Raw genomic sequence first — 22,034 nt, forward strand, 5'->3', positions numbered from 1 at the left:
TACTTTTTTTAGATAAGTAAAGTGGTTACCGTATTTTTATTTAAAATTTAATATTACTATCCTCACAATTTGACTATGAGGTTTTTAGTGATTTAATCCCTATTTTTGATTTTTCAGACTTAAATATTGAAAATAAGATTTACATCCTCTTTTAACGATGTAAATCAACTAAACACAGATAATGAAATACAAATCATATTATTACCTACTACTTGTTTTATTGATGGCACCATCATTAAGGGCTCAATACACTACGCCGTATTGGACAACATTACAGGAAGATAATCTAAAAGATCAGGTTAAAACTATTCGTTTTTTCTTTACTCACCATAAAGAAGACTTGGAATTCAAAACTTTAAGAAGATATAAGGTTAAGAACGATATCGTTGATAAAGGATATGTTGAATTTGATACTATAGGGATGGAGGTAGTGAGTCTTATGTTTTTAAAAGATTCCATTAATGAACCTATAAACCCTAAAATTATAAACTACTATAAATACTATAGTAATAATATAAAGGAGCAGGCTTTAAAAGAAAAAAAAAGTAAGGTATTATGGCCTGCTTTTAATGCGCTGAGTCTGAGATTGGATGTAGATGTTTATAGCAGAGGCACTGGAGTCGAAATTGAACCAAACCGACAATCAATCCGTTATGTATATAACTACAACGATAACAATCAAATTTCCGAGGAGGTAGAATACCAGCTTTTTGAGGATTACGATGATGATTCATGGCTCGAGAATAGTACTGATTATCAAATATGGTCTCGTATATTATTTTATTACAATACGCAGGGACAGTTAATAAAACAGACAATTGATGCAGGTGAAACTATGAAAGATTCTAATTATCTTTCCTACAATGTGCACAATTTATCCTTGTCATTCCGTGCAGAGATGTACCGAACCTTTCAATACGATGACAAGGGTAGGCTAAAGGAGGTAAGCTTTTTTGTAAATGATACTCTGGTGTTTAACGAAAAATACAGTTATGACGAAAGTGGAAATTTTATTACAAAGGTCGATCGTTATCTCAAGCATATTATAAAATATTACACCCAGTGGCCAGCTGAGAAAATGACTGCCAGCTACAATAGTAAGGGTGATATTACAGAGTTAATCTTTTATCCTGATGGTAATGAGGAACAGCAAGTCAATAACCGTTACTACGAATATGAGTACGATGACCATGAAAACTGGATTAAATGTAAACTGTACTTAGAGGGCAACAAAAACGAACCTACCCTTGTTGCTGAAAGAATAATTGAGTATTATAATTAGGGATAAAAAACTTCTCATTTGGCGTGCAGCTGTGCTAAAGATTTCTCATTCCGTTTCACTGCATATCGAAATGACACGGTTTAAAAACAAAAAATCCCCGACACATTTGTCGGGGATTTTCTAAATATATATTCTAAACTATTAACTGGCCGGGTTCTCCGCTTTTTTAATAGTTACTTCAAGTTCCTGTTCGTTACTGTCAAGATCCATAAAGATTTCGTCTCCGGCACCTATTTTAGAAGTAATAATCTCTTCTGCAAGGGTATCTTCAACATATTTCTGGATAGCTCTTTTAAGAGGCCTTGCACCATACTGCTTGTCAAACCCTTTATCGGCAATAAAGTTTTTGGCTTTTTCACTCAGCGTGATGTTATATCCAAGATCTTTAATCCTTGCGTAAAGTTTAGCAAGCTCGATTTCGATAATCTTGTCGATATCCTCTTTTTCAAGCGGATTAAACACGATAATATCATCTATCCTGTTGATAAATTCAGGAGCAAATGTCTTTTTAAGGGCACTTTCAATAACACCTTTTGTATGCTCGTCTGCCTGTGCTTTTTTAGCAGCAGTACCAAAACCAACACCCTGGCCAAAGTCCTTAATTTGTCTTGCACCAACGTTAGATGTCATAATTATGATAGTGTTCCTAAAGTCTATTTTCCTGCCAAGGCTGTCTGTAAGGTAACCATCATCCAGTACCTGTAATAGCATGTTAAATACATCAGGGTGAGCTTTTTCAATCTCATCAAGAAGTACTACACAGTAAGGTTTCCTGCGTACTTTTTCAGTAAGCTGTCCGCCTTCTTCATAACCTACATATCCCGGAGGCGCACCTACAAGCCTTGATATGGCAAATTTCTCCATGTACTCACTCATGTCAATACGTACAAGTGCATCTTCAGAGTCAAACAGTTCTTTTGCCAGTACCTTAGCCAGCTGTGTTTTACCAACACCTGTTTGCCCAAGGAAGATAAAAGAACCTATCGGTTTGTTAGGGTCTTTAAGTCCGGCACGGTTACGCTGTATTGATTTTGCAATCTTTGCAACAGCATCATCCTGACCTATAACTTTGCTTCTGATCAGTTCAGGCAGGTGAGCCAGTTTGTTGCTCTCGGTTTGAGCAATACGGTTTACAGGAATACCTGTCATCATAGATACTACATCTGCCACATTGTCTTCTGTTACGGTAACGCGATTGTTTTTAGCGTCTTCTTCCCATTGCTCCTGAGCGATGGCAAGGTCTTTTTCAATCCGTTTTTCGTCGTCACGAAGCTTAGCGGCCTCTTCATATTTCTGTTTTTTAACTACCGAGTTTTTAAGCTCACGTACTTCTTCCAGCTGTCTTTCAAGATCCAGTATCTGTTTAGGTACATCTATATTAGTAATGTGTACTCTTGAACCAGCCTCGTCAAGCGCATCAATAGCTTTGTCCGGAAGGAAACGCTCGCTCATATAGCGGTTAGTTAACTTAACACAAGCCTCAATAGCCTCAGGTGTATAGTTAACATTGTGGTGCTCTTCATACTTACCTTTAATGTTGTTAAGTATGGTAATTGTTTCTTCTACCGATGTAGGCTCTACCATTACTTTCTGGAAACGTCTTTCAAGCGCTCCGTCTTTTTCAATGTATTGTCTGTACTCATCAAGGGTAGTAGCACCAATACATTGTATTTCGCCTCTTGCAAGGGCAGGCTTAAACATGTTGCTGGCATCCAGCGAACCTGTAGCGCCACCTGCACCTACAATGGTGTGTATCTCATCGATAAACAGAATGATGTCGTCATTCTTTTCCAGCTCGTTCATTACGGCTTTCATACGCTCTTCAAACTGGCCACGGTATTTAGTACCTGCCACTAAGCTGGCAAGGTCTAATGTTACCACACGTTTGTTGAAAAGTATGCGTGATACTTTTTTCTGTATGATACGCAGGGCCAAACCTTCTGCAATGGCCGATTTACCCACACCGGGTTCACCAATTAGCAGTGGATTGTTTTTCTTTCTGCGGCTAAGTATTTGCGAAACACGTTCAATCTCTTTTTCACGACCAACAACAGGGTCAAGTTTGCCTTCTTCGGCAAGCTCTGTAAGGTCACGGCCAAAATTGTCTAATACCGGGGTTTTAGATTTTTTGCTGGCTTTGCCACCCTGTGGGTTAGGGTTATTAAAGGTGCTTTCGCGCATACTGTCATCCTGTCCTGCATCATCGTTGTAAGACTCAGCCCTTGGCTGGTTTTCCATATAATCTTCTTCGCTTGATGTCATGTTGATAAATTGTTCTTTAACTGTTTCGTAATCGATTTTTAGCTTATTAAGCAACTTTGTCGTAGGGTCGTTTTCGTTGCGCAAAATACACAACAGTAAATGTGCCGTACTTATAGAGGTACTCTGAAAAACCTTGGCTTCCAGAAATGTTGTTCTAAGGGCACGCTCTGCCTGACGCGTTAAGTGCAGGTTTTTCTTATCGTTCCCGCGCTCTGCGTTTGGGTTGGCAGGGCTTAATATTTCTACTTTTCTTCTTAAATGATCTAAATCAACAGATATATTATTAAGTATAGAAATTGCTTTGCCGTTTCCGTCCCTCAAAATCCCCAACATCAAATGTTCTGTACCAATAAAGTCGTGGCCCAGGCGTAAAGCCTCCTCTTTACTGTAGGTAATTACGTCTTTGACCCTTGGTGAAAAATTATCATCCATAATAATGTAATTGATACTGTAAATTTAACTATTTAAATAAGATTTTACAAAAACCGTACCTAGTAACGGTCTGTCATGCTAATTGACAAAAAAAATGGCAGAAAAGGAAATTATATAACATTAGTTTATTAACCGTTTAGCGGGTTAATAATGTTAATAAATGGTGGAAATTAATTGATTTTTAACTGGAGAGTCCCGTCAAAAATGCGTATATTGGCACGTTTTGAAATAAAAATAATTTTTAATTTAACTATTTATGTCTGAAGGAGAAAAGTTAATTCCTATTAACATCGAAGACCAAATGAAATCGGCATACATTGACTATTCAATGTCGGTAATTGTATCGAGGGCGCTTCCTGATGTTAGAGATGGCTTGAAACCCGTACATCGAAGAGTACTTTACGGAATGTATGAACTTGGGGTACTTTCAAATAGAGCTTATAAAAAATCGGCAAGGATTGTAGGTGAGGTTCTTGGTAAATACCACCCTCACGGCGATACATCTGTTTACGACGCCATGGTGCGTATGGCCCAGGACTGGAGTTTAAGATATCTTTTAGTAGACGGGCAGGGTAACTTTGGATCGGTAGACGGTGACAGTCCGGCTGCAATGCGTTATACCGAGGCAAGGATGAGAAAAATATCGGAAGATATTATGGCCGACCTTGACAAAGAGACAGTAGACTTTCAGTTAAACTTTGACGATACATTACAGGAGCCAACCGTAATGCCTACACGTGTGCCAAACCTTCTTGTTAACGGTGCATCGGGTATTGCAGTAGGTATGGCTACAAATATGCCGCCGCACAACCTTACAGAGGTGGTAGACGGTACCCTGGCATATATAGACAACAACGATATTGAAATAGACGAACTTATGAACTATGTAAAAGCACCTGATTTCCCTACGGGAGGTGTTATTTACGGTTATGAGGGCGTGCGCGAAGCTTTTAAAACAGGCCGTGGTAGGGTTGTAATGAGAGCTAAGGCAAACTTTGAAGAAATTGATGGTAAGGAATGTATTGTTGTTACAGAAATTCCTTATCAGGTGAACAAGGCAGAGATGATTAAAAAGACTGCTGAACTTGTTAACGAAAAGAGAATTGAGGGTATTTCCAACATCCGTGACGAATCGGACAGGAAAGGTATGCGTATTGTATATATCCTTAAAAGAGAGGCTGTGCCAAATGTGGTGCTGAATACTCTATATAAGTATACACAATTACAGTCGTCTTTTAGTGTAAACAACATTGCGCTTGTTAACGGAAGGCCTCATACATTAAACCTTAAAGAGCTTATCCATTACTTTGTGGAGCACCGCCACGATGTGGTTGTAAGAAGAACTCAATATGAACTTCGCAAAGCAGAAGAGCGTGCACACATATTAGAAGGTCTTATCATTGCTTCTGATAATATTGATGAGGTAATCGCGCTTATCCGTGGGTCTAAAGACGGAGAAGAGGCTCGTGCTAAATTAATGGAAAGGTTTAATCTTAGCGAAATTCAGGCTAAAGCGATTGTAGAGATGCGTTTAAGGCAGCTTACAGGACTGGAGCAGGATAAACTGAGAGCAGAATATGAGGATATCATGAAGTTAATTGCTGAATTGAAAGCCTTATTAGAAAGCAAAGAGCTAAGAATGCAGCTTATTAAAGAAGAGCTGATTGAAATAAGAGATAAATATGGCGATGAGCGCCGTTCTCAAATAGAATACTCTGGTGGAGATGTAAGTATTGAAGACCTTATTGCTGATGAGAATGTGGTTATTACCATTTCTCACGCAGGTTACATTAAACGTACACCACTATCAGAATACAAAACCCAAAACAGGGGAGGAGTAGGACAAAAAGGTTCGGCAACACGTGATCAGGACTTCCTGGAGCACCTGTTTGTTGCTACTAACCACCAGTACATGTTATTCTTTACTCAAAAAGGAAAATGTTTCTGGATGAGGGTTTATGAAATTCCTGAAGGTAATAAAACAAGTAAAGGACGTGCTATACAAAACCTTATCAACATCGAGAACGATGACAAGGTTAAGGCATTTATCTGTACACTTGACCTTAAGAACGAGGAGTACACCAACAGTCATTATGTAATTATGGCTACTAAAAAAGGTATTGTTAAAAAGACATTACTTGAGCAGTACTCACGCCCAAGGTTAAACGGTATTAATGCAATTACAATTCGCGAAGACGACGAACTGTTAGAAGCAAAACTAACCACGGGTGAAAGCCAGGTGCTTCTTGCGGTTAAGTCAGGTAAACTTGTTCGTTTTGAAGAAGGAAAAACCCGCCCTATGGGTCGTAGCGCATCAGGGGTGCGTGGTATAACGCTTCAGGATGACAACGATGAGGTAATCGGCATGATTTCTGTAAATGATATGAACAGCGAGATCCTTGTTGTGTCTGAAAAAGGATACGGTAAGCGTTCAAGTCTTGAAGATTACAGGATAACAAACCGTGGAGGTAAAGGTGTTAAGACCCTTAATATTACAGATAAGACAGGTAAGCTTGTTGCAATTAACAATGTAACCGATGCTGATGATCTAATGATTATCAATAAATCGGGCTTAACGATAAGAATGCAGGTATCAGACCTAAGGGTTATGGGGCGTGCTACACAAGGTGTACGACTTATTAATATTAAAGGAAATGACTCTATCGCTGCCGTTGCAAAAGTTATGCGTGAGGAGGAAGGCGAAGATGTTATTGATGCAGAAGATGTATCGGCAGAAACAACCGATGATACAACTGCAAACGAAAATCAAAACCAGGAATAAACTTTAAAACCCGAATACAATGAAAGCTAAATATGCAATTGCTGCATCTTTATTAATTTCTATAGGTGCTTATGCTCAAAAGGACGAGCTTAAGCAAATGAAAAAAATTCTAAATAAAGAACAGCCTACTGCAGAAGACCTGCAGAAATTAAAGCAGCTTATCGATCAGGCAGAGCCTTTAATGGCTAATGCTGATGATAAGCAAAAAGCAGACTTTTACTATTACAAAGGGAACTATGACCTTATAACAGCTTTAACAAAAATGGATCAGAACGCAATTAAAGCCGCGATTGCTGATTTTGATAAAGTGCTTGAGCTGGAGAAAAATACTAAGCGTGAATATACCAAAGAGATTACTGAGGAAATCTATCCGGACATAAGTAAAGGTATGTTAAGCATTGCTAAAGAGCTTGGTGCTAACCAAAACTACAAAGCAGCCGTGCCTTTGTATGAAATGGCTTATGAGCTTAATAAAAAAGATACTATTAATCTTTACAACGCTGCTGCTTATGCAATTAACGCTAAAGATTATGATGCATCTCTTAAATACTTTGAAGAGCTTGACCGTTTAGGGTTCACCAACAAAAGATTAAGCTATACTGCTACAAGCCCTGAAGGTGAAGTACAGTACTTTAATGATAAAAAAACAAGAGATCTTTACATTCAAACGGCTAGTTATACAAACCCGGGTGTCCATAAAGATCCTTCTGTAAGAGGTGATATCATTAAAAACATAGCGCTTCTTTACATCCAGAAAGGTGATAAGGATAAAGCTATGCAGGCTATTGCAAAAGCTAAAAAACAAAATCCTGATGATATAGGTCTTTTATCTGCAGAGTCTCAAATCTATTTTGAGTCTGGTGATATGGAGAACTACCAAAGGGTAATTAAGGATATCTTAAACTTAGGTTCTAAAGATCCTAACCTTTACTTTAACCTTGGTGTTACTTCTGCTCAGGCAGGCCAGAAAGAAGAGGCTAAACAATATTACCAAAAAGCTATTGAGATAGATCCTAAATATGCTGCTGCTTATTATAACATTGGTGTATTACTTCTTGATGGTGAGGATGCTATTGTTAGTGAAATGAATGGTCTTGGTACTTCTAAAAAAGATATGGCTCGTTACGACCAGCTTAAAGAAAAGAGGGATGCCATTTATAAGGAGTCTTTATCTTATGTAAAGAAAGCTTATGATATGGAAACCAATCCTGAGAACAAAGAGCAGTTTAAAGCGCTTTTAGCTAGTCTTTATACAGGTCTTGATATGATGGATGAGGCAAATGCCCTTAAAAAGAAATAAATAGCTTAAAAAGCTTTAAAATATAAAAGGGTTGTTTTTTAGCAACCCTTTTTTAATTTGTTAAAGTATGGATATTCTGAAAAAGCGAGGTATTAAGCTGCTTAATAAGGAGGTTAAAGGCTATAATTACAAATGTAGTAATGGAGTAGATGTGGATATGGGCTTTATAGTCGAATATAGACATATTGATACAATTAATGAGATTGTTGAGGATATAGATAAGGCTTTAGCAGGAAATTTTGATCAGATTGGAAATGATTTTATTGGTACTGATGCAGGAGGTATAGCTTTTATTACGCCTAATGGTATTGAATTTTATGATGAGGATGGAAAAAATATTTTACCTCCGGTATGTCCTTTAGATGAGTTTAAAGATTTGCTTATTGTGTGGAGAGATTTTCTTAACACACCTCCTTATAGCGGACAAAAAATGAATTAAAAAAGCCTCCCAAAAAGGAGGCTTTATATTTATTGCTTAAGACTGTTATCTTAACTGGGCACCTGTTTGTGTTTCCAGGTTCTGTCTTATTTTTGTCATTAACTTATCGATCTGATCGTCTTTAAGGGTCTTAGTGCTGTCCTGAATAGTAAAGCTTACAGCATACGACTTTTTACCTTCCGGAAGGTTTTTACCTTCATACACGTCAAACAGGTTAATGTCTTTTAATAAAGATTTTTCTGTTTGTCTTGCTATAGCATAAATATCCTTAAATGTTACATTGCTGTCAACAAGCAGGGCAAGGTCTCTTCTAACTTCCGGGAACTTGGATAGTTCTGTAAACTTGATTTTAGCAGATACAACTTTAATTAATGCGGCCCAGTTAAAGTCGGCAAAGAAAACTTCCTGCTTTATATCAAAATGCTTTAAAACCAGTTTTTTAACGCTTCCCATCTCTACTAAAACTTCATTTCCTAAAGTGTAAGCTAAACCTTCTGAGAACACATCGTTTGTAACAGGTTGTGTCTGAGCTTTGTTAATCCCCAGTCTGGATAAAACCATGTCTACATAACCTTTAAACATAAAAAAGTCTGAAGGCTTTTGTTGTTGTGTCCAGCTCTCTGCATTACGGTCTCCGGTAACGGTTAACGTTAGGTGTTTATTCTCGTCATATCCTGAAGGAAGCTTATGGTACGATTTACCAAACTCAAATAATTTAAGATCACTTCTCTTTCTGTTTATGTTGAATGATACCGCTTCAAGTGCGCTGAAAAGTAATGATTGCCTCATTGCAGAAAGGTCACTGCTTAGCGGATTAAGCATAATTACATTGAACTCTTCCTTAAGGTTTTCGCTTAACTTAACATATTCCGGTGATGTAAGCGAGTTAGCCATCATTTCGTTAAATCCTACAGCTACCAGTTGGTTTGCTGTAATGTTTTGCAGCTTGTAATCTTCTGTACGTGCCGAGTTAGACATAGAGGCGTTAAGCTTTTGAGAGAAGCTTACGTTGTTGTATCCGTAAACTCTTAAAATCTCTTCTATAACGTCTATCTCCCTTTCAACATCTACTCTGTATGAAGGTATTACAAGGCCAACACCAACATCAGACATGCTGTTGATTTTTATATCAAGTGAAACCAGTATTTTCTTGATGGTTTCTTTGCTTATTTCCTGACCGATTACTCTTTCAACATTTTTAAAGTTTACAAAAACCTGATGGTCTTCAATCTTTTTAGGGTAAATGTCTATAACATCAGATGTTATTTCGCCACCACCTGTTTCCTGTATAAGCAGGGCAGCTCTTTTAAGAGCATATTCTGTTATTGTAGGGTCTATACCTCTTTCAAAACGGAAAGAAGCATCGGTGCTTATGCCATGGCGTTTAGCTGTTTTTCTTATTGATACAGGGTTAAAGTAAGCACTCTCTAAGAATATGGAAGAGGTGTTTTCGCTAACTCCTGATTTTTTACCTCCCAGTACACCGGCAATACACATAGGTCCGTTTTCGTCACAAATCATAAGGTCGTCCTCATGTAATGTGCGCTCAACATCATCCAGTGTAATGAATTTAGTTCCTGCTTCGGCAGTTTTTACAACAATTTTATTGCCCCTTATTTTAGTGGCATCAAAAGCGTGTAACGGCTGGCCAAGCTCATGCAGAACGTAATTTGTAACGTCTACCACATTATTTTTTGGTGTAATGCCTATAGCCATAAGCCTGTTTTGTAACCATGCAGGAGAAGGCTGTACCGTAATTCCTGATATGGTTACACCACAGTAACGCGGAGCCAGTTTATTGTCATCAACTTTTACGTCGATTTTAAGTGTACGCTTATCAATCCTAAAATTGCTTACAGAAGGAGTAATAAGCTCTGTATTTACATTGCGCTGAGTCATACCGGCACGAAGGTCTCGGGCAACTCCCCAGTGACTCATAGCGTCGGCACGGTTAGGCGTAAGTCCTATTTCAAAAACCTCATCGGTTTCAATATTAAAAATCTTAGATGCAGGAGTTCCTGGTTTTAGGTCTTCACCTAATATCATTATACCCTCATGGCTTTGACCAAGGCCAAGCTCATCTTCGGCACAAATCATACCGTGGCTTTCTTCTCCGCGTATTTTTCCTTTCTTGATCTGGAAACCGTTTCCTTCAGCATCATATAGGGTAGTACCTATGGTTGCTACAGGAACTTTTTGTCCGGCAGCTACATTAGGTGCTCCGCAAACAATCTGTACGGGAGGATTACCATCCCCAAGGTCTACAGTTGTAACCTTAAGCTTATCGGCATTAGGGTGTTGTATGCAAGAAAGCACATGGCCCACTACTACACCTTCAAGTCCGCCTTTAAGCGACTCAAACTTATCAACTCCTTCCACTTCAAGGCCAAGGTCTGTAAGCAGGTCGGCTGTTTCTTCTGAGTTCCAGTCTAATTTAATGAATTGTTTTAACCAATTGTAGGATATACGCATTGCATTTTTTGTTTTAAAGCATGCAAAGATAATAATTGTGATTGAAAACAGTGGAATATAAACCCTTGTTTAGCATTAAAAAAGTGAAAATAATCACACTAAAAATTTCTTAAAATTTATAATCCCTAAAAAACCAAAGCCTGCTAAAATGAGCAGGCTTTGGTTATATTTAGATTTATTGGGTCGATTGCATGAAAATACACCGCTATACTTTTGGTTTAGCCGGCATTAGGTCATTGTTCATATCAGGTGCTTCAGACAGGTTTTTTTCCTGCTTAAAGTTATCCTGATTACTGTCTTCAGTTTTGTTGTGGGTAATGTTACTGCATGCAGTAACTACCATCAACAATAGCATTGCTGTAATTGGGGCAGCAAATTGCTGTAAGGTGCGTTTCATAATGTTGCGTTTACTGTTTTTTTATTCTTTTTAGCTAGTAGAATTAACAGTGTCGGCATTTGGGGTTAAGCAAATGTATGTTTATTTTTTTTAATGTTATATGCTTAGTATCAAATTTTTAACAATAATTATCTTTATAATTAAAAAATAATTATAAAGTAATTACTCTATGATTATTTTTTTGGCAGTACTACCATCTTTACTTTTTACAGAGACTATATAAGTTCCAGGACTGGTAATGTTTATAGTTGTATTTATAGTTGTAATTTCCTGCTCAAGTATCTTTTGTCCTAATGTGTTATAAACTTTTGCTGTGCACGGATAACTTTCTGTCTGAATGTTAAAGCTGCCTTTAGAAGGGTTGGGGTATACAATCAGAGTGTTTTCATTTTTGTTAAACTCAGGATTATCTAAGCTGTATGATAAAGACTGGAAAGCATTAATTCTGCCATGTCCGTAATAAATGTCAAACCCGGGTGTATCTTCCAATGTGCTTCCTACCTGATCTTCGGCTGTATTTTCGATTATAGACTTAATTTGGGCTGGTGTTCTGCTTGGATCCTGAGCTAAAAGTAATGCGGCTAACCCGGATACATATGGTGTTGCCTGAGATGTGCCACCCCAGTATATTCCATATTCTGTATTTGAAGTATGCGAAAGGCCATAAATAAAATTACCCGGAGCAACTACAGATATATGATCCCCATAATTACTGCCGCTATTTGAATCCCAAAAGAAAGGTTGTGTTCTGCTGTCATTAGGATTTGTTGACCCAACAGCAATAACCCCTTCAAAATTGGCAGGATAAAAAGGTATTGAGGTGTTAAAATTCATCATGCAGGCTACTACAACCACATTATTGTTAAGTGCATATTGAACAGCTTCTTCAAGTACCTGTGAATACTGATTACCGCCAACAGAAAGATTAATAACCCTTGCTCCGTTATCTGCGGCATAAATAATAGCATCATACCACCATGAATAATTTCCGTTGTTATTAGCATTAAGTCCTTTTAGTGTCATGATCTTACAGTTAAGATCTACCCCGGAATATCCTGATAAATTATTACCGTTTGCAGCGATAATGCCCGTTACATTGGTACCGTGGCCATGATCGTCAAAAGGAAAAGGTACATTCGAAACAAAATCCCAACCAAAAAAATCGTTTATATAGCCATTATTGTCATTATCAATATCATCATCAAAATTGACTGTCTCAGCTTCGTTAGACCAAAGTCGTCCCTCAAATTCAGGATGTTCTAAATTTAGCCCACTGTCCATTACCGCAACAATTATTTCGCTGCTTCCCTGTTCAATATCCCAGGCAGCTTCCATATCTATATCAGCGCCTGATATCGAAGGCGACAGGTTAAAGCTACCATCGTTATGTAAACCCCATTGCCTAAAATAGAATTGGTCGTTAGGTGTCATGTTAAACTTTTTACCGCCACCTTGGCCTATATAGTCAGGCTCTGCATATTCAACTGTTTGAAGCTGACTGTAAGCCTTTACCAAATTTTCAATATTAGTGTCGTTGGGGAATGAAATTGTAAAGAGTTGGGATTTAGATTTTTTACCTGATTTTAATTTTGTAATCCCGGCCGCATTATAATTTTTTGCTATGCTGTCTATTTGTACAATACCTGTAGAATTATTGTTTAAGGTAATATTTTCTACACTGCTTTTAAGCTTAATGGTAATACGATTAGTTTTTGGGGTTTGCGCATTAATTGTAAAAGATAATAAGAAAGCGCATGAAAGTAATAGTTTTTTCATAGGTGTGTTTAATTATTTTCGTAAAAATATTAAATTAATTTTAGTGTTATTTCTCAAAAGCATTTATGTTTTCCAAATTTCCAAGTTCGTCAAGATAAGCGATAAATACTGCACCTTCCGGAGGATAGTGCATATTGATTCTTTTAAGTTGTCCGTTTTCTTTAACCAGGCTTAACTCAAGTCTGTTAGGTTTGGTTTGCCATTCTTTTCTGTTAACTGCAATAACATGTATACCGTTTACCTTTTGATTGTACTCTTTGCAAATTTCTGTTTTCTGAATATAAAGAGTATCACGCCCTTTTGCTTCCGGATGTAAAAAATGCTGCACTTCCTTATGCCTAATAATATCAGTTATCAGGTTACACTGATTACTTTTTTGCAGACAACAAAACAGGCTGATAAAAATATAAACGGCGATTGTTTTCATAGTAAAGGTATTTTTTGATTTCTCTATTTTATATAATATATATTTACATCTATTAATTCATTTTGGTTATTAATATCAGCTATTATACAAACACCCTGTATAGGATATCTGATATTAATTTTAGTCAAATTGTTTTCAGATATAATAGAGGTAACCTTGAAATAATTTTTTAAATTTTTTATTTCGTCTTCTTCAATCATAATAACTGTTAGCTCTCCAATTTTGGTGTCTGTATCATTACAAAAGTTATTTTTTAAGACATATAATTTTTTTCTGTCTTCCAGTTCTGTGTGTAATAGTTTTTGAACTTTTACATTTTGTATTATCTCTTTAAGGGCACAAGATCTCGATGCTTCTTGAGTTGATGAATTTAATAACAGAAGCACAGGATATAAGACATAAACGGCGATTGTTTTCATAGTGAATGGTAATTTATACAAAAAAAAAGCCATCCGATTCAGGAAGGCTTATATTCATATTATGGTTTAGCTATAAGCAATTCTTCTTTAGCACGTTTCTTTGCCGGGCCATACTCTACATATACATGATATAGTTTATCATCTTCTGTAACTCTGGTAACTTTAAGGTTGTATTTGTCTTTAAAAATAAAGGAATTACAATCTGTAGGTGCTCCGTCAGCACAAACTGTAATGATAAGGTTTTGAGAAGCCTCATCGGTTTCAGGCATATTTGCACTTCCTGATTCGTTATAATTAATAATGGTAGATAGTGATCCCAATTTAACGGGATAACTGGTGTAACTATCTATTGAACCTAACAGGTTACTAAACTCTTTGTTTTCTAATTTTTGAGTTAATGTTGTTTGAGAGTGTGCAAACTGTGTAAGAGCACAAACTGCAAGTATTAATACAGTTTTACGGAAGGTGTTTTTCATGTTGGTAATAGTTTGGTTGTTGTTTCTGTATATGCAATTTAATACTTTTTGATAAATAACTTAAGTAGCCTGCATAATATTAGCTAAGGTTGTTTAATTTAGAATCTCTTTTGAAATTAAATTACATAAATTTGAAGTTTCAACCCCTTTTATATGAAAAAACTATTTTTTAGCCTGTTGTTCCTTTTTACACTAACCTTACAGGCACAGCTGAAAAGCCCTTCAGAATTTATACCAAGTTACGGGAGCCAGGTAAGCTATTACCATCAGTTAGAAAATTACTTTACGCATTTAACCCAAAATTCAGATTACATACTTAAAAAGCCTTACGGTTATACTTATCAGGAGCGAAGCCTTAATGTATATTACATTTCCACTCCGCAAAACCTGAAAGATCTTGAAAACATAAGGCAAAACCATCTGTATCAAATTGGGCTATCAGACAAAAAACCAACCACAACCGTTAACGATAAAGCTATAGTATGGCTTAGTTTTAATGTACACGGTAATGAGCCCGGTGCTGCCGAAAGCTCTATGAATGTGGCCTTTGAGCTTATAAACCCAAATAATAAGAAGACCAAAGAATGGCTGGAGAATACCATAATTATATTAGACCCATGCCTGAACCCGGACGGATATTCCCGTTATGGAAACTGGCTTAGGGATGTAACGGGGCAACAGCTTCATCCGGGGCTGACTGACAGGGAGCATATGGAACCTTGGCCGGGTGGCAGGCAAAACCATTATGCGTATGACCTTAACCGTGACTGGGCATGGCAAACGCAGGCGGAGTCGCAACAGCGCATAAGGCTTTTTAATGAGTGGATGCCAATGGTACATGTGGATGTCCATGAAATGGGATATAACGAGCCTTATTTTTTTCCTCCTGCAGCAGAGCCAATGCATGAATATATCACTCAGGCGCAAAAAGATTTTCATGTTGCAATAGGGGAAATGACTTCAAAACGATTTGACCTAAAGGGATGGAACTACTATACAAGAGAGCGTTTCGATTTGTTTTATCCGAGCTATGGTGATACTTATCCGAGTTTTAATGGTGCCGTGGGGATGACGTATGAACAGGGTGGTATAGGAGCCGGAAGGGCAGTGGTAATGAGCAACGGAAATATACTAACGCTACAGGACAGGATAGATCACCATACCGAAGCAGTACTTACCGCGGTTGAAACGGCTTCCTGGCAAAAGGATAAGTTGGTTAAAAACTTCCGTCAGTATTACAAAGACGGCAGGGAAGGTAATAAAGGAAAATATAAAACCTACATTATAAAAAATAACGGTAAGACACAGCAGCTTGCCGAGCTGCTGGAACGAAATAAGATTCAGTTTGCTTATGCCAAAGAGTCTAAAAAGTTAAACGGTTACAGCTATATGGCAAATGGCGATAAAGATTTTACCGTAGAGCCTAACGATTTAATAATAAGTGTCAAGCAGCCTAAAAGCATACTTACACAGGTGTTGTTTGAACCTGCACCTAAACTTACCGACAGCCTATCGTATGATATAACCGCCTGGGCACTGCCTTATGCCTATGGAGTGGAGAGTTATGCACTTAAAAACAACCCTAAAATTGATACCAAAAAAGAGATTAGCTATCAGGGTAAACTTGACTTTGAAAGGGCTTATGCTTACTACATTCCCTGGAATGGAAGGGCTTCGGCAAGAACGCTTTCCTGTCTGCTTAAAAGCGGGATAAAGGTACGCTCAGCCAGAAAAGCATCTTTCTTCAGAGGTGTAAGGATCAAACCGGGAGATTTAATTGTACTTAAAGGAGATAACCAAAATCTGTACGATTTTAAAAACAGTATGGATATGCTACTGGAAAACAAACCCGATTATGAAGTTTTGGAAAGTGGCTTTTCTTTAGAAGGTGGTGACTTAGGAGGAGAGTATTATCCTTTACTTAGTGCGCCAAAAGTATTATTGCTTTCGGGAGAGACTGTAAGTGCTACCGATTTTGGACAGGCATGGTTTTACTTCGATCAGATGATAGAATATCCCGTAAGTATAGTGGATGTTAGAAATATTGGCAGGATTAACTTTAGTGATTTTACAACCATAGTATTGGCAGATGGCTGGTATGATTTTACCGAAGACCAAAAAAATGATTTGGATAATTTTATTAAAGACGGTGGCAAAGTAATTGCAATTGGCAATGCGCTGGGTATTTTTGAAGACAGGGCAGGGTATAACCTTACGCGTTTTGCTTCGGAACAGGATAAACAGGAAGAACTTGACCGTAAGGAGGAAGAGGCTTTAAAAGCCCGTTTTATGGATTATAAAAATGCCGAAAGACGTTCAATATCAGAGTCGGTGCCGGGGGCGGTGGTAGAAAATGTAATAGATAAGTCACATCCGCTTTCTTACGGACTTGGCGACAAGTATTACAGCCTTAAAACCAGCGATACCCATTACCAGTTACTTAAGGATGCCTGGAATGTGGCCTATGTACCAAAGGATTACATAAGCTTTGGTTTTATTGGACAAAACCTTAGAAAAAAACTGGAAAACACTGTTACCTTTGCTGTAGAACAAAAAGGCAGCGGACAGGTAATTTATATGATAGATAACCCATTGTTCAGAGGATTTTGGGAAAACGGTAACCTGCTTTTCAGCAATGCCATATTTTTAGTGGATTAAATAAAAATTTATGAAAAAAAGACTTTTTGAGAGATCGTTTTATGTACTTGGATTACTTTCTATGATTACGTTAACGTCTCCTTTTTTTAGTTACAGGCCTACCGCAGTAACAACAAACGACTGGTTTATATGGGGAAACTTTAACCTGCTGGATATTGTTGTGGAAGGGCTTCCGCGATTTTCTAAGGTAGCAATGAGCGATACCATGAAATTAGTTATCGTAATAAGTACTATTATACTTGCACTTGGCGTTTTCCAGTTTGTAGGTTCTCTTTTTAAACAGCGCAAACAGGTATTGTTTTCGGCGATAACCCTTTTTGTATTGCTTGCAGGCGGAATTATCTATATTAAATCCGGAGGATATGATATTACCGTTAAGGCAGGATATTATATTTTTATGGCGCTTGAAGCTGCTGTTATTACAATGGGAATACTGTTAGGAAAGAAAACAGAAAAAAACGTAGCATAAATATAACCCACCCCCGCCATTAACCAACAATGAAAAGATTACTACTGCCATTGGCAGCATTACTTGTTGTGTCATGTCATACAGATATTGACGACAACGGAACCGCAAACAATAACAACGGGGAGAATCCCGGGGAAACAGTTATAGATTACAGGCAGGAAATGCGCCAGCTTGTAATTAACATCAGCCAAAAGGCCAAAGGGATAAGTCCCGGCTTTGCGGTCATTCCCCAAAACGGTATTGAACTGCTTACCAATAACGGAGATCCGTTTGGTTCGCTAAACTTACCTTATCTTAATTCCATAGACGGGCACGGACAGGAAGACCTGATATATGGTTATAATAACGACGATGAAGCTACACCTGCCGATGTAACCGACTATCTAAAGAATTTCTTGGACAGGTCTAAGGAGTTTGGTAAAAAGATATTGGTTACAGATTATTGTACTTTAGCGTCTCATATGGAGAATTCCTATCTTCAAAATGAGGATAGTGAGTATATTTCTTTTGCAGCCCCTAACAGGGAATTAAATGTTATACCGGAGCCATATCCTTATAACTCTAATGTTGCAAATATATCCCAGCTATCACAGGCCAAAAACTTTTTATACCTTATAAATCCTGAAAATTATAGCAGTAAACAGGAGTTTATTGCTGCCGTGGCACAAACTGATTATGATGTAATTATAATGGATTTGTTTTTAAACGGACAGGCTTTTACTGCAACCGAAGTGTCTCAGTTAAAGACTAAAGCAAACGTTGGTAGTCGCATGGTAATATGCTATATGTCTATAGGTGAGGCAGAAGATTATCGTTATTACTGGCAGCAGGAGTGGAGTACAACTCCGCCGGAATGGATAGCAGCAGAGAACCCTGACTGGGGAGGTAATTATAAGGTAAAGTACTGGAATGAGGAATGGAAATCCATTATCTATTCAGGGCAGGGATCGTATCTTGATACGATACTACAGGCAGGCTTTAATGGGGTATACCTTGATATTATTGATGCCTTTGAGTATTTTGAAGAATAATATAAAACGCCCCTTTTGGGGCGTTTTTATTTATTGGTTAATGAATGCAGGATGTATATGTTATGGCGAACAATTAATCAAAGTATCTTTCCAAAATTTCGTCAAGCATCATAACGGTTAGCGGCTTCGTCTTAAAGGCAGACAGTATGCCAAGTGATCTTGCTTTATCCATATCATCCGGATTTTCTGATGTGGTAAGCATTACCACAATCATTTTGCAATGCAGATTTTTATCCAGTTTTTCGTATTCTTCTAAAAATTCCCATCCGTTCATGCCCGGCATGTTAATGTCAAGAAAAATAAGATCAGGATGTTTTTCCCCGTTATCTTCTTTTCTCTTTAGGTACTCCAGTGCTTCTTCGGCAGACTCCTTTACAACAACATGCTTTGCAGCATTATTTTTTTTAATTACTCTTTCGTGAAAAAAGTTGTCGATCTTATTGTCGTCAACCAGCATTATGCAATTTACCTGCCTTATCATAACATCATTATCCATTTTGTATAAATTTTGAAATTGTAAACTTAAATGTACTTCCTGTTCCTAATTCTGATTCTACCCATATTTTACCCTTGTGAAGCCCCACAACTTTATAACAATGTGCCAGCCCTATACCATGTCCCTCATACTCATCTTCTTTATGCAGGCTTTTAAAAATCTGGAAAATACGGTCAAAGTATCTGGGGTTAATACCTATCCCGTTATCGGTTACCCAAAACTCATAATAATCTTTTTCTTCGTGGCAATGTATCTTTACCTCACATGGTACATCCTTTTTCCTGAATTTAATAGCGTTATTAATAAGGTTTTGAAAAACCAGTCTCAACTCTACTTTATAAGCATATACTTGAGGCATTACACCATATGTTATCTCTGCGTTTGATTCCTTTATTAGTCTGTTTAAATCGGTAATAACCTCTTTGACCATATCGTTACAGTCCACATAGCTAAGCTCCCTGTCTTTACCCAGTCTTGCAAAATCCAGCAGTGATTTAACCAAAAGTGACATTCTTCCTGTGGCATCGTTTATTGTATTGAGATAGCTTTTTAACTCATCTTTTAACTCATGACCGTAATCTTCTTCAATAACCTGAATAAAATTGCTTACAGTTCTTATAGGCTCCTGTAAATCGTGTGAGGCTATGTAATTAAACTGTTCCAATTCTTTATTCCTTATCTGAAGTTCCTGAAGCTGGTCTTTAATAATAGTTTCGTTCCGCTTACGTTCGGTAATATCTATTACCGAAGCCAGTATTACATTGTCGGTATTTGTGGCTAACGGATTAAGGCCTATTTCTACAGGAAACTCGGTACCGTCCTTTTTTACTGCATATAAATCTCTCCCCGCTCCAAAGTATCTTGCAGTTGGTAGTTCGTGATAACTTCCTCTGTTTTTAGGGTGTCGTTTTCTTGATTTTTTAGGGACGAGTATATCTATAGACTGTCCTACAAGCTCTTGTTTAGTATAGCCAAAAAGTTTTTCTGCCTGCTCGTTAATCAGGGTAATGTCACCTTCGGGGTTTGATATTATAAATGCATTTGGTGCCGACTCAATCACGCTTCTAAAGTGTTGTTCTGCCATTTTTTGTTTTCTCTCAGATGTATTTATGGCATTTGCAGCTTTGTAAATAAAACAAAAGCATATAAGTATAAACCCAATTGAGGTAAGGGCAAGACTTGGTTTTAATCCCATAATTGATCCTGAATCCACACTAAAATTGCTATGGTCAAAAAATTGCAGTCTCAGGTATGTTACTATTATTATTAGCGCGAATAGCTGTAAAAAAAGGCGCTTTGCAATTATATTTCCTGTTTCTTTTACTGTAAATATTCTTGTAAACCCAATCTCAGGATAAAGCATACTGGCACTCATAGACAAAATACTAAAGCTTATGGCTGTATGTATGGCTATTGGTGTTAAAAAGCTGAATTTATATAGACTGGGTACACTAAAAAAATATCCTATTATGCATATAAAGGAAATTACCGTTACAAAATGAAAGGCATACTGGCAGTAAATCCTTAGTTTTTGAAATAAGGCAGCGCAAAACATAGAGGCCCCCATTACTATAAATAATACAGATGTTATGGGAGACATACGTCCCGGATAGGCTTCATGTTTTTCTATTCCCACTAAATCAGGATATAACAGTTGATCTACACCTAAATCTATAGATAAAATTCCCTGACACAAGGATGCAAGGGCATGTATTGCCACAAACATTTCCATTAACAGGATCGTAGCCGAAATTCTTTTAATAGAAGTAGAAGCTACCAGGCAAAACGACAGCACTAAAAATGAAAGAGCTGTGTTAAACTTCATGGATATATATCCGTCAAGTATGCTTTTTAATACTTCTATATTAAAAAACCAACCTATTAAAACTGCTATTGAGAGGGTTAAAACAAGAAGACCTCCAATAGTAACAAAACGAATTTGATTAATCTTTTTGCTTAGCATAGTCAAACCAGAGTAACATTAATACATACGTGTATTGGATAGGATTTGGATGCTAAAATATATAGAAATATTTATAATATAGATTTTTAGCTATGAAGTGAATAGTTGAGACTGTAAAATGCAGTTTTGTGTAGATTAATGGTTTTCTGTAACTTGAATAATTATTTTTTTATAATACCTTGATAGTCAGCAAGTCCATATTCATTTAAATACTCCCTTACTTCCATTAATACAAAACCTAATAGGTTTTCTCCTCTCCATGAATAAATATTTTTTATTGCCGGATTATCGTGTGTAAGACCTACGCCCCAGATAATATCTACAGGACTGGCTTCTACCAGTACACGATTTCCGGTTTGTATCAGGTATTCGCCTAATTCTTTATGCTGACTGAATTTATGTATGTTGCCTTCTTTTACAATATCAAACTTACGTTCGTTCCACAGGTCATCATTATAATTAGAAACCTGTCGGCCCAAATCTTTTGCTTCTCCGGGTTTGTTACAGGCTACAATTTCCTCAAACTTCTGTTGGTCATTAAATAGTAAGGCTTTATGTGCCATCATCCAGTGTTCAGATGTTTTATAGATTATACCGTTAACGGTAAAAGGGCTTTCATACCACTGGCTGAAAATGAACTTTCCAATTTCGTTGTTATGATTTGCGGTATTTCCCCAAAAGTAAAGGTATTTTAAAGGTTTACCGTTTTCATGTTCATCGGTTAGCCACTGCATGGTATATTTAGGCATGGTAATTTTCTTTGACGGCAAAAATAATAATATTTTAAAGGCACTAGGGGATTAGCCAAATTACTTTAAGAATTATTGTATTTACTTTCGGTTATATAATTATATCAGGCAGACAGAAGTTCATAATTTTCGTCAATCCGTTAAAAGTTTCTAAAAGTTATAAAAAAGAAAATGTCATCTTGTCATATAGTTCTGTCATTTTAT

At 37.2% G+C, this 22,034-nt stretch carries 17 protein-coding genes; 7 read left to right on the top strand and 10 right to left on the bottom strand.

Annotation, left to right across the window (positions count from 1 at the left end):
* The first annotated feature begins 181 nt into the window (after positions 1–181).
* Positions 182–1,282: a hypothetical protein gene (locus NU09_RS11060; RefSeq protein ID WP_129751357.1), complete on the top strand. Its 1,101-nt coding sequence runs from the start codon at positions 182–184 to the stop codon at positions 1,280–1,282.
* A 141-nt stretch (positions 1,283–1,423) separates the two neighbouring features.
* On the opposite strand, the gene NU09_RS11065 is transcribed toward NU09_RS11060, so the two are convergent.
* Complete coding sequence (locus NU09_RS11065) at positions 1,424–3,976, bottom strand: ATP-dependent Clp protease ATP-binding subunit (RefSeq protein WP_129751358.1); 2,553 nt, start codon at positions 3,974–3,976, stop codon at positions 1,424–1,426.
* A 256-nt stretch (positions 3,977–4,232) separates the two neighbouring features.
* On the opposite strand from NU09_RS11065, the gene gyrA reads away from it, so the two are divergent.
* From gyrA to NU09_RS11080, 3 genes are all read left to right on the top strand, one after another.
* The gene (gene gyrA / locus NU09_RS11070) at positions 4,233–6,758 is read left to right on the top strand and encodes a DNA gyrase subunit A (protein ID WP_129751359.1); all 2,526 of its coding nucleotides are present in this window, start codon (positions 4,233–4,235) and stop codon (positions 6,756–6,758) included.
* 19 nt (positions 6,759–6,777) lie between these two features.
* The gene (locus tag NU09_RS11075; RefSeq protein ID WP_129751360.1) at positions 6,778–8,058 is read left to right on the top strand and encodes a tetratricopeptide repeat protein; all 1,281 of its coding nucleotides are present in this window, start codon (positions 6,778–6,780) and stop codon (positions 8,056–8,058) included.
* 67 nt (positions 8,059–8,125) lie between these two features.
* Complete coding sequence (locus tag NU09_RS11080; RefSeq protein ID WP_129751361.1) at positions 8,126–8,497, top strand: hypothetical protein; 372 nt, start codon at positions 8,126–8,128, stop codon at positions 8,495–8,497.
* A 45-nt stretch (positions 8,498–8,542) separates the two neighbouring features.
* Here the strand turns inward: NU09_RS11080 and pheT are convergent, their stop codons facing one another.
* The 6 genes from pheT to NU09_RS11110 form a co-directional block, all read right to left on the bottom strand.
* On the bottom strand, positions 8,543–10,969 hold the full coding sequence (gene pheT / locus NU09_RS11085; protein ID WP_129751362.1) for a phenylalanine--tRNA ligase subunit beta: 2,427 nt from the start codon (positions 10,967–10,969) through the stop codon (positions 8,543–8,545).
* A gap of 205 nt (positions 10,970–11,174) precedes the next feature.
* Complete coding sequence (locus NU09_RS11090) at positions 11,175–11,366, bottom strand: hypothetical protein (RefSeq protein ID WP_129751363.1); 192 nt, start codon at positions 11,364–11,366, stop codon at positions 11,175–11,177.
* Positions 11,367–11,528: 162 nt separating this feature from the next.
* Positions 11,529–13,142: a S8 family serine peptidase gene (locus NU09_RS11095; RefSeq protein ID WP_129751364.1), complete on the bottom strand. Its 1,614-nt coding sequence runs from the start codon at positions 13,140–13,142 to the stop codon at positions 11,529–11,531.
* 46 nt (positions 13,143–13,188) lie between these two features.
* Positions 13,189–13,569, bottom strand: coding sequence for a hypothetical protein (locus NU09_RS11100; RefSeq protein WP_129751365.1), 381 nt, complete (start codon positions 13,567–13,569; stop codon positions 13,189–13,191).
* Positions 13,570–13,592: 23 nt separating this feature from the next.
* The gene (locus NU09_RS11105) at positions 13,593–13,988 is read right to left on the bottom strand and encodes a hypothetical protein (RefSeq protein WP_129751366.1); all 396 of its coding nucleotides are present in this window, start codon (positions 13,986–13,988) and stop codon (positions 13,593–13,595) included.
* A 59-nt stretch (positions 13,989–14,047) separates the two neighbouring features.
* A complete protein-coding gene (locus NU09_RS11110; protein WP_129751367.1) occupies positions 14,048–14,464 on the bottom strand; it encodes a hypothetical protein in 417 nt (138 codons plus the stop codon).
* 153 nt (positions 14,465–14,617) lie between these two features.
* Between NU09_RS11110 and NU09_RS11115 the strand changes: the two genes are divergently transcribed.
* The 3 genes from NU09_RS11115 to NU09_RS11125 are packed head-to-tail and all read left to right on the top strand — an operon-like array spanning position 14,618 to position 18,622.
* Positions 14,618–17,122 (top strand): M14 family zinc carboxypeptidase, encoded by a 2,505-nt coding sequence (locus NU09_RS11115; protein WP_129751368.1) that lies wholly within the window; start codon positions 14,618–14,620, stop codon positions 17,120–17,122.
* Between the two features lie 10 nt (positions 17,123–17,132).
* Entirely contained in the window at positions 17,133–17,591 is a 459-nt protein-coding gene (locus NU09_RS11120; protein ID WP_129751369.1) for a hypothetical protein, read from the top strand.
* Positions 17,592–17,620: 29 nt separating this feature from the next.
* Positions 17,621–18,622 carry an endo alpha-1,4 polygalactosaminidase gene (locus NU09_RS11125; RefSeq protein WP_129751370.1) on the top strand — a complete coding sequence of 334 codons (1,002 nt, stop codon included), beginning with the start codon at positions 17,621–17,623 and terminating at the stop codon, positions 18,620–18,622.
* A gap of 73 nt (positions 18,623–18,695) precedes the next feature.
* Here NU09_RS11125 and NU09_RS11130 read toward each other — a convergent pair whose 3' ends face one another.
* The 3 genes from NU09_RS11130 to NU09_RS11140 all read right to left on the bottom strand — a co-directional run bounded on the left by NU09_RS11130 (position 18,696) and on the right by NU09_RS11140 (position 21,851).
* Positions 18,696–19,118 (bottom strand): response regulator, encoded by a 423-nt coding sequence (locus tag NU09_RS11130; RefSeq protein WP_242501862.1) that lies wholly within the window; start codon positions 19,116–19,118, stop codon positions 18,696–18,698.
* On the bottom strand, positions 19,111–21,081 hold the full coding sequence (locus NU09_RS11135) for a sensor histidine kinase (RefSeq protein ID WP_129751371.1): 1,971 nt from the start codon (positions 21,079–21,081) through the stop codon (positions 19,111–19,113). Before NU09_RS11135 ends, NU09_RS11130 begins: the two co-directional genes overlap by 8 nt.
* 161 nt (positions 21,082–21,242) lie before the next feature.
* Entirely contained in the window at positions 21,243–21,851 is a 609-nt protein-coding gene (locus tag NU09_RS11140) for an NADAR family protein (protein ID WP_242501863.1), read from the bottom strand.
* Between the last annotated feature and the right edge of the window lie 183 nt (positions 21,852–22,034).

The sequence above is a fragment of the Flavobacterium beibuense genome (genome assembly GCF_004151245.1).
GTDB classification, from domain to species: Bacteria; Bacteroidota; Bacteroidia; order Flavobacteriales; family Flavobacteriaceae; genus Flavobacterium; species Flavobacterium beibuense_A.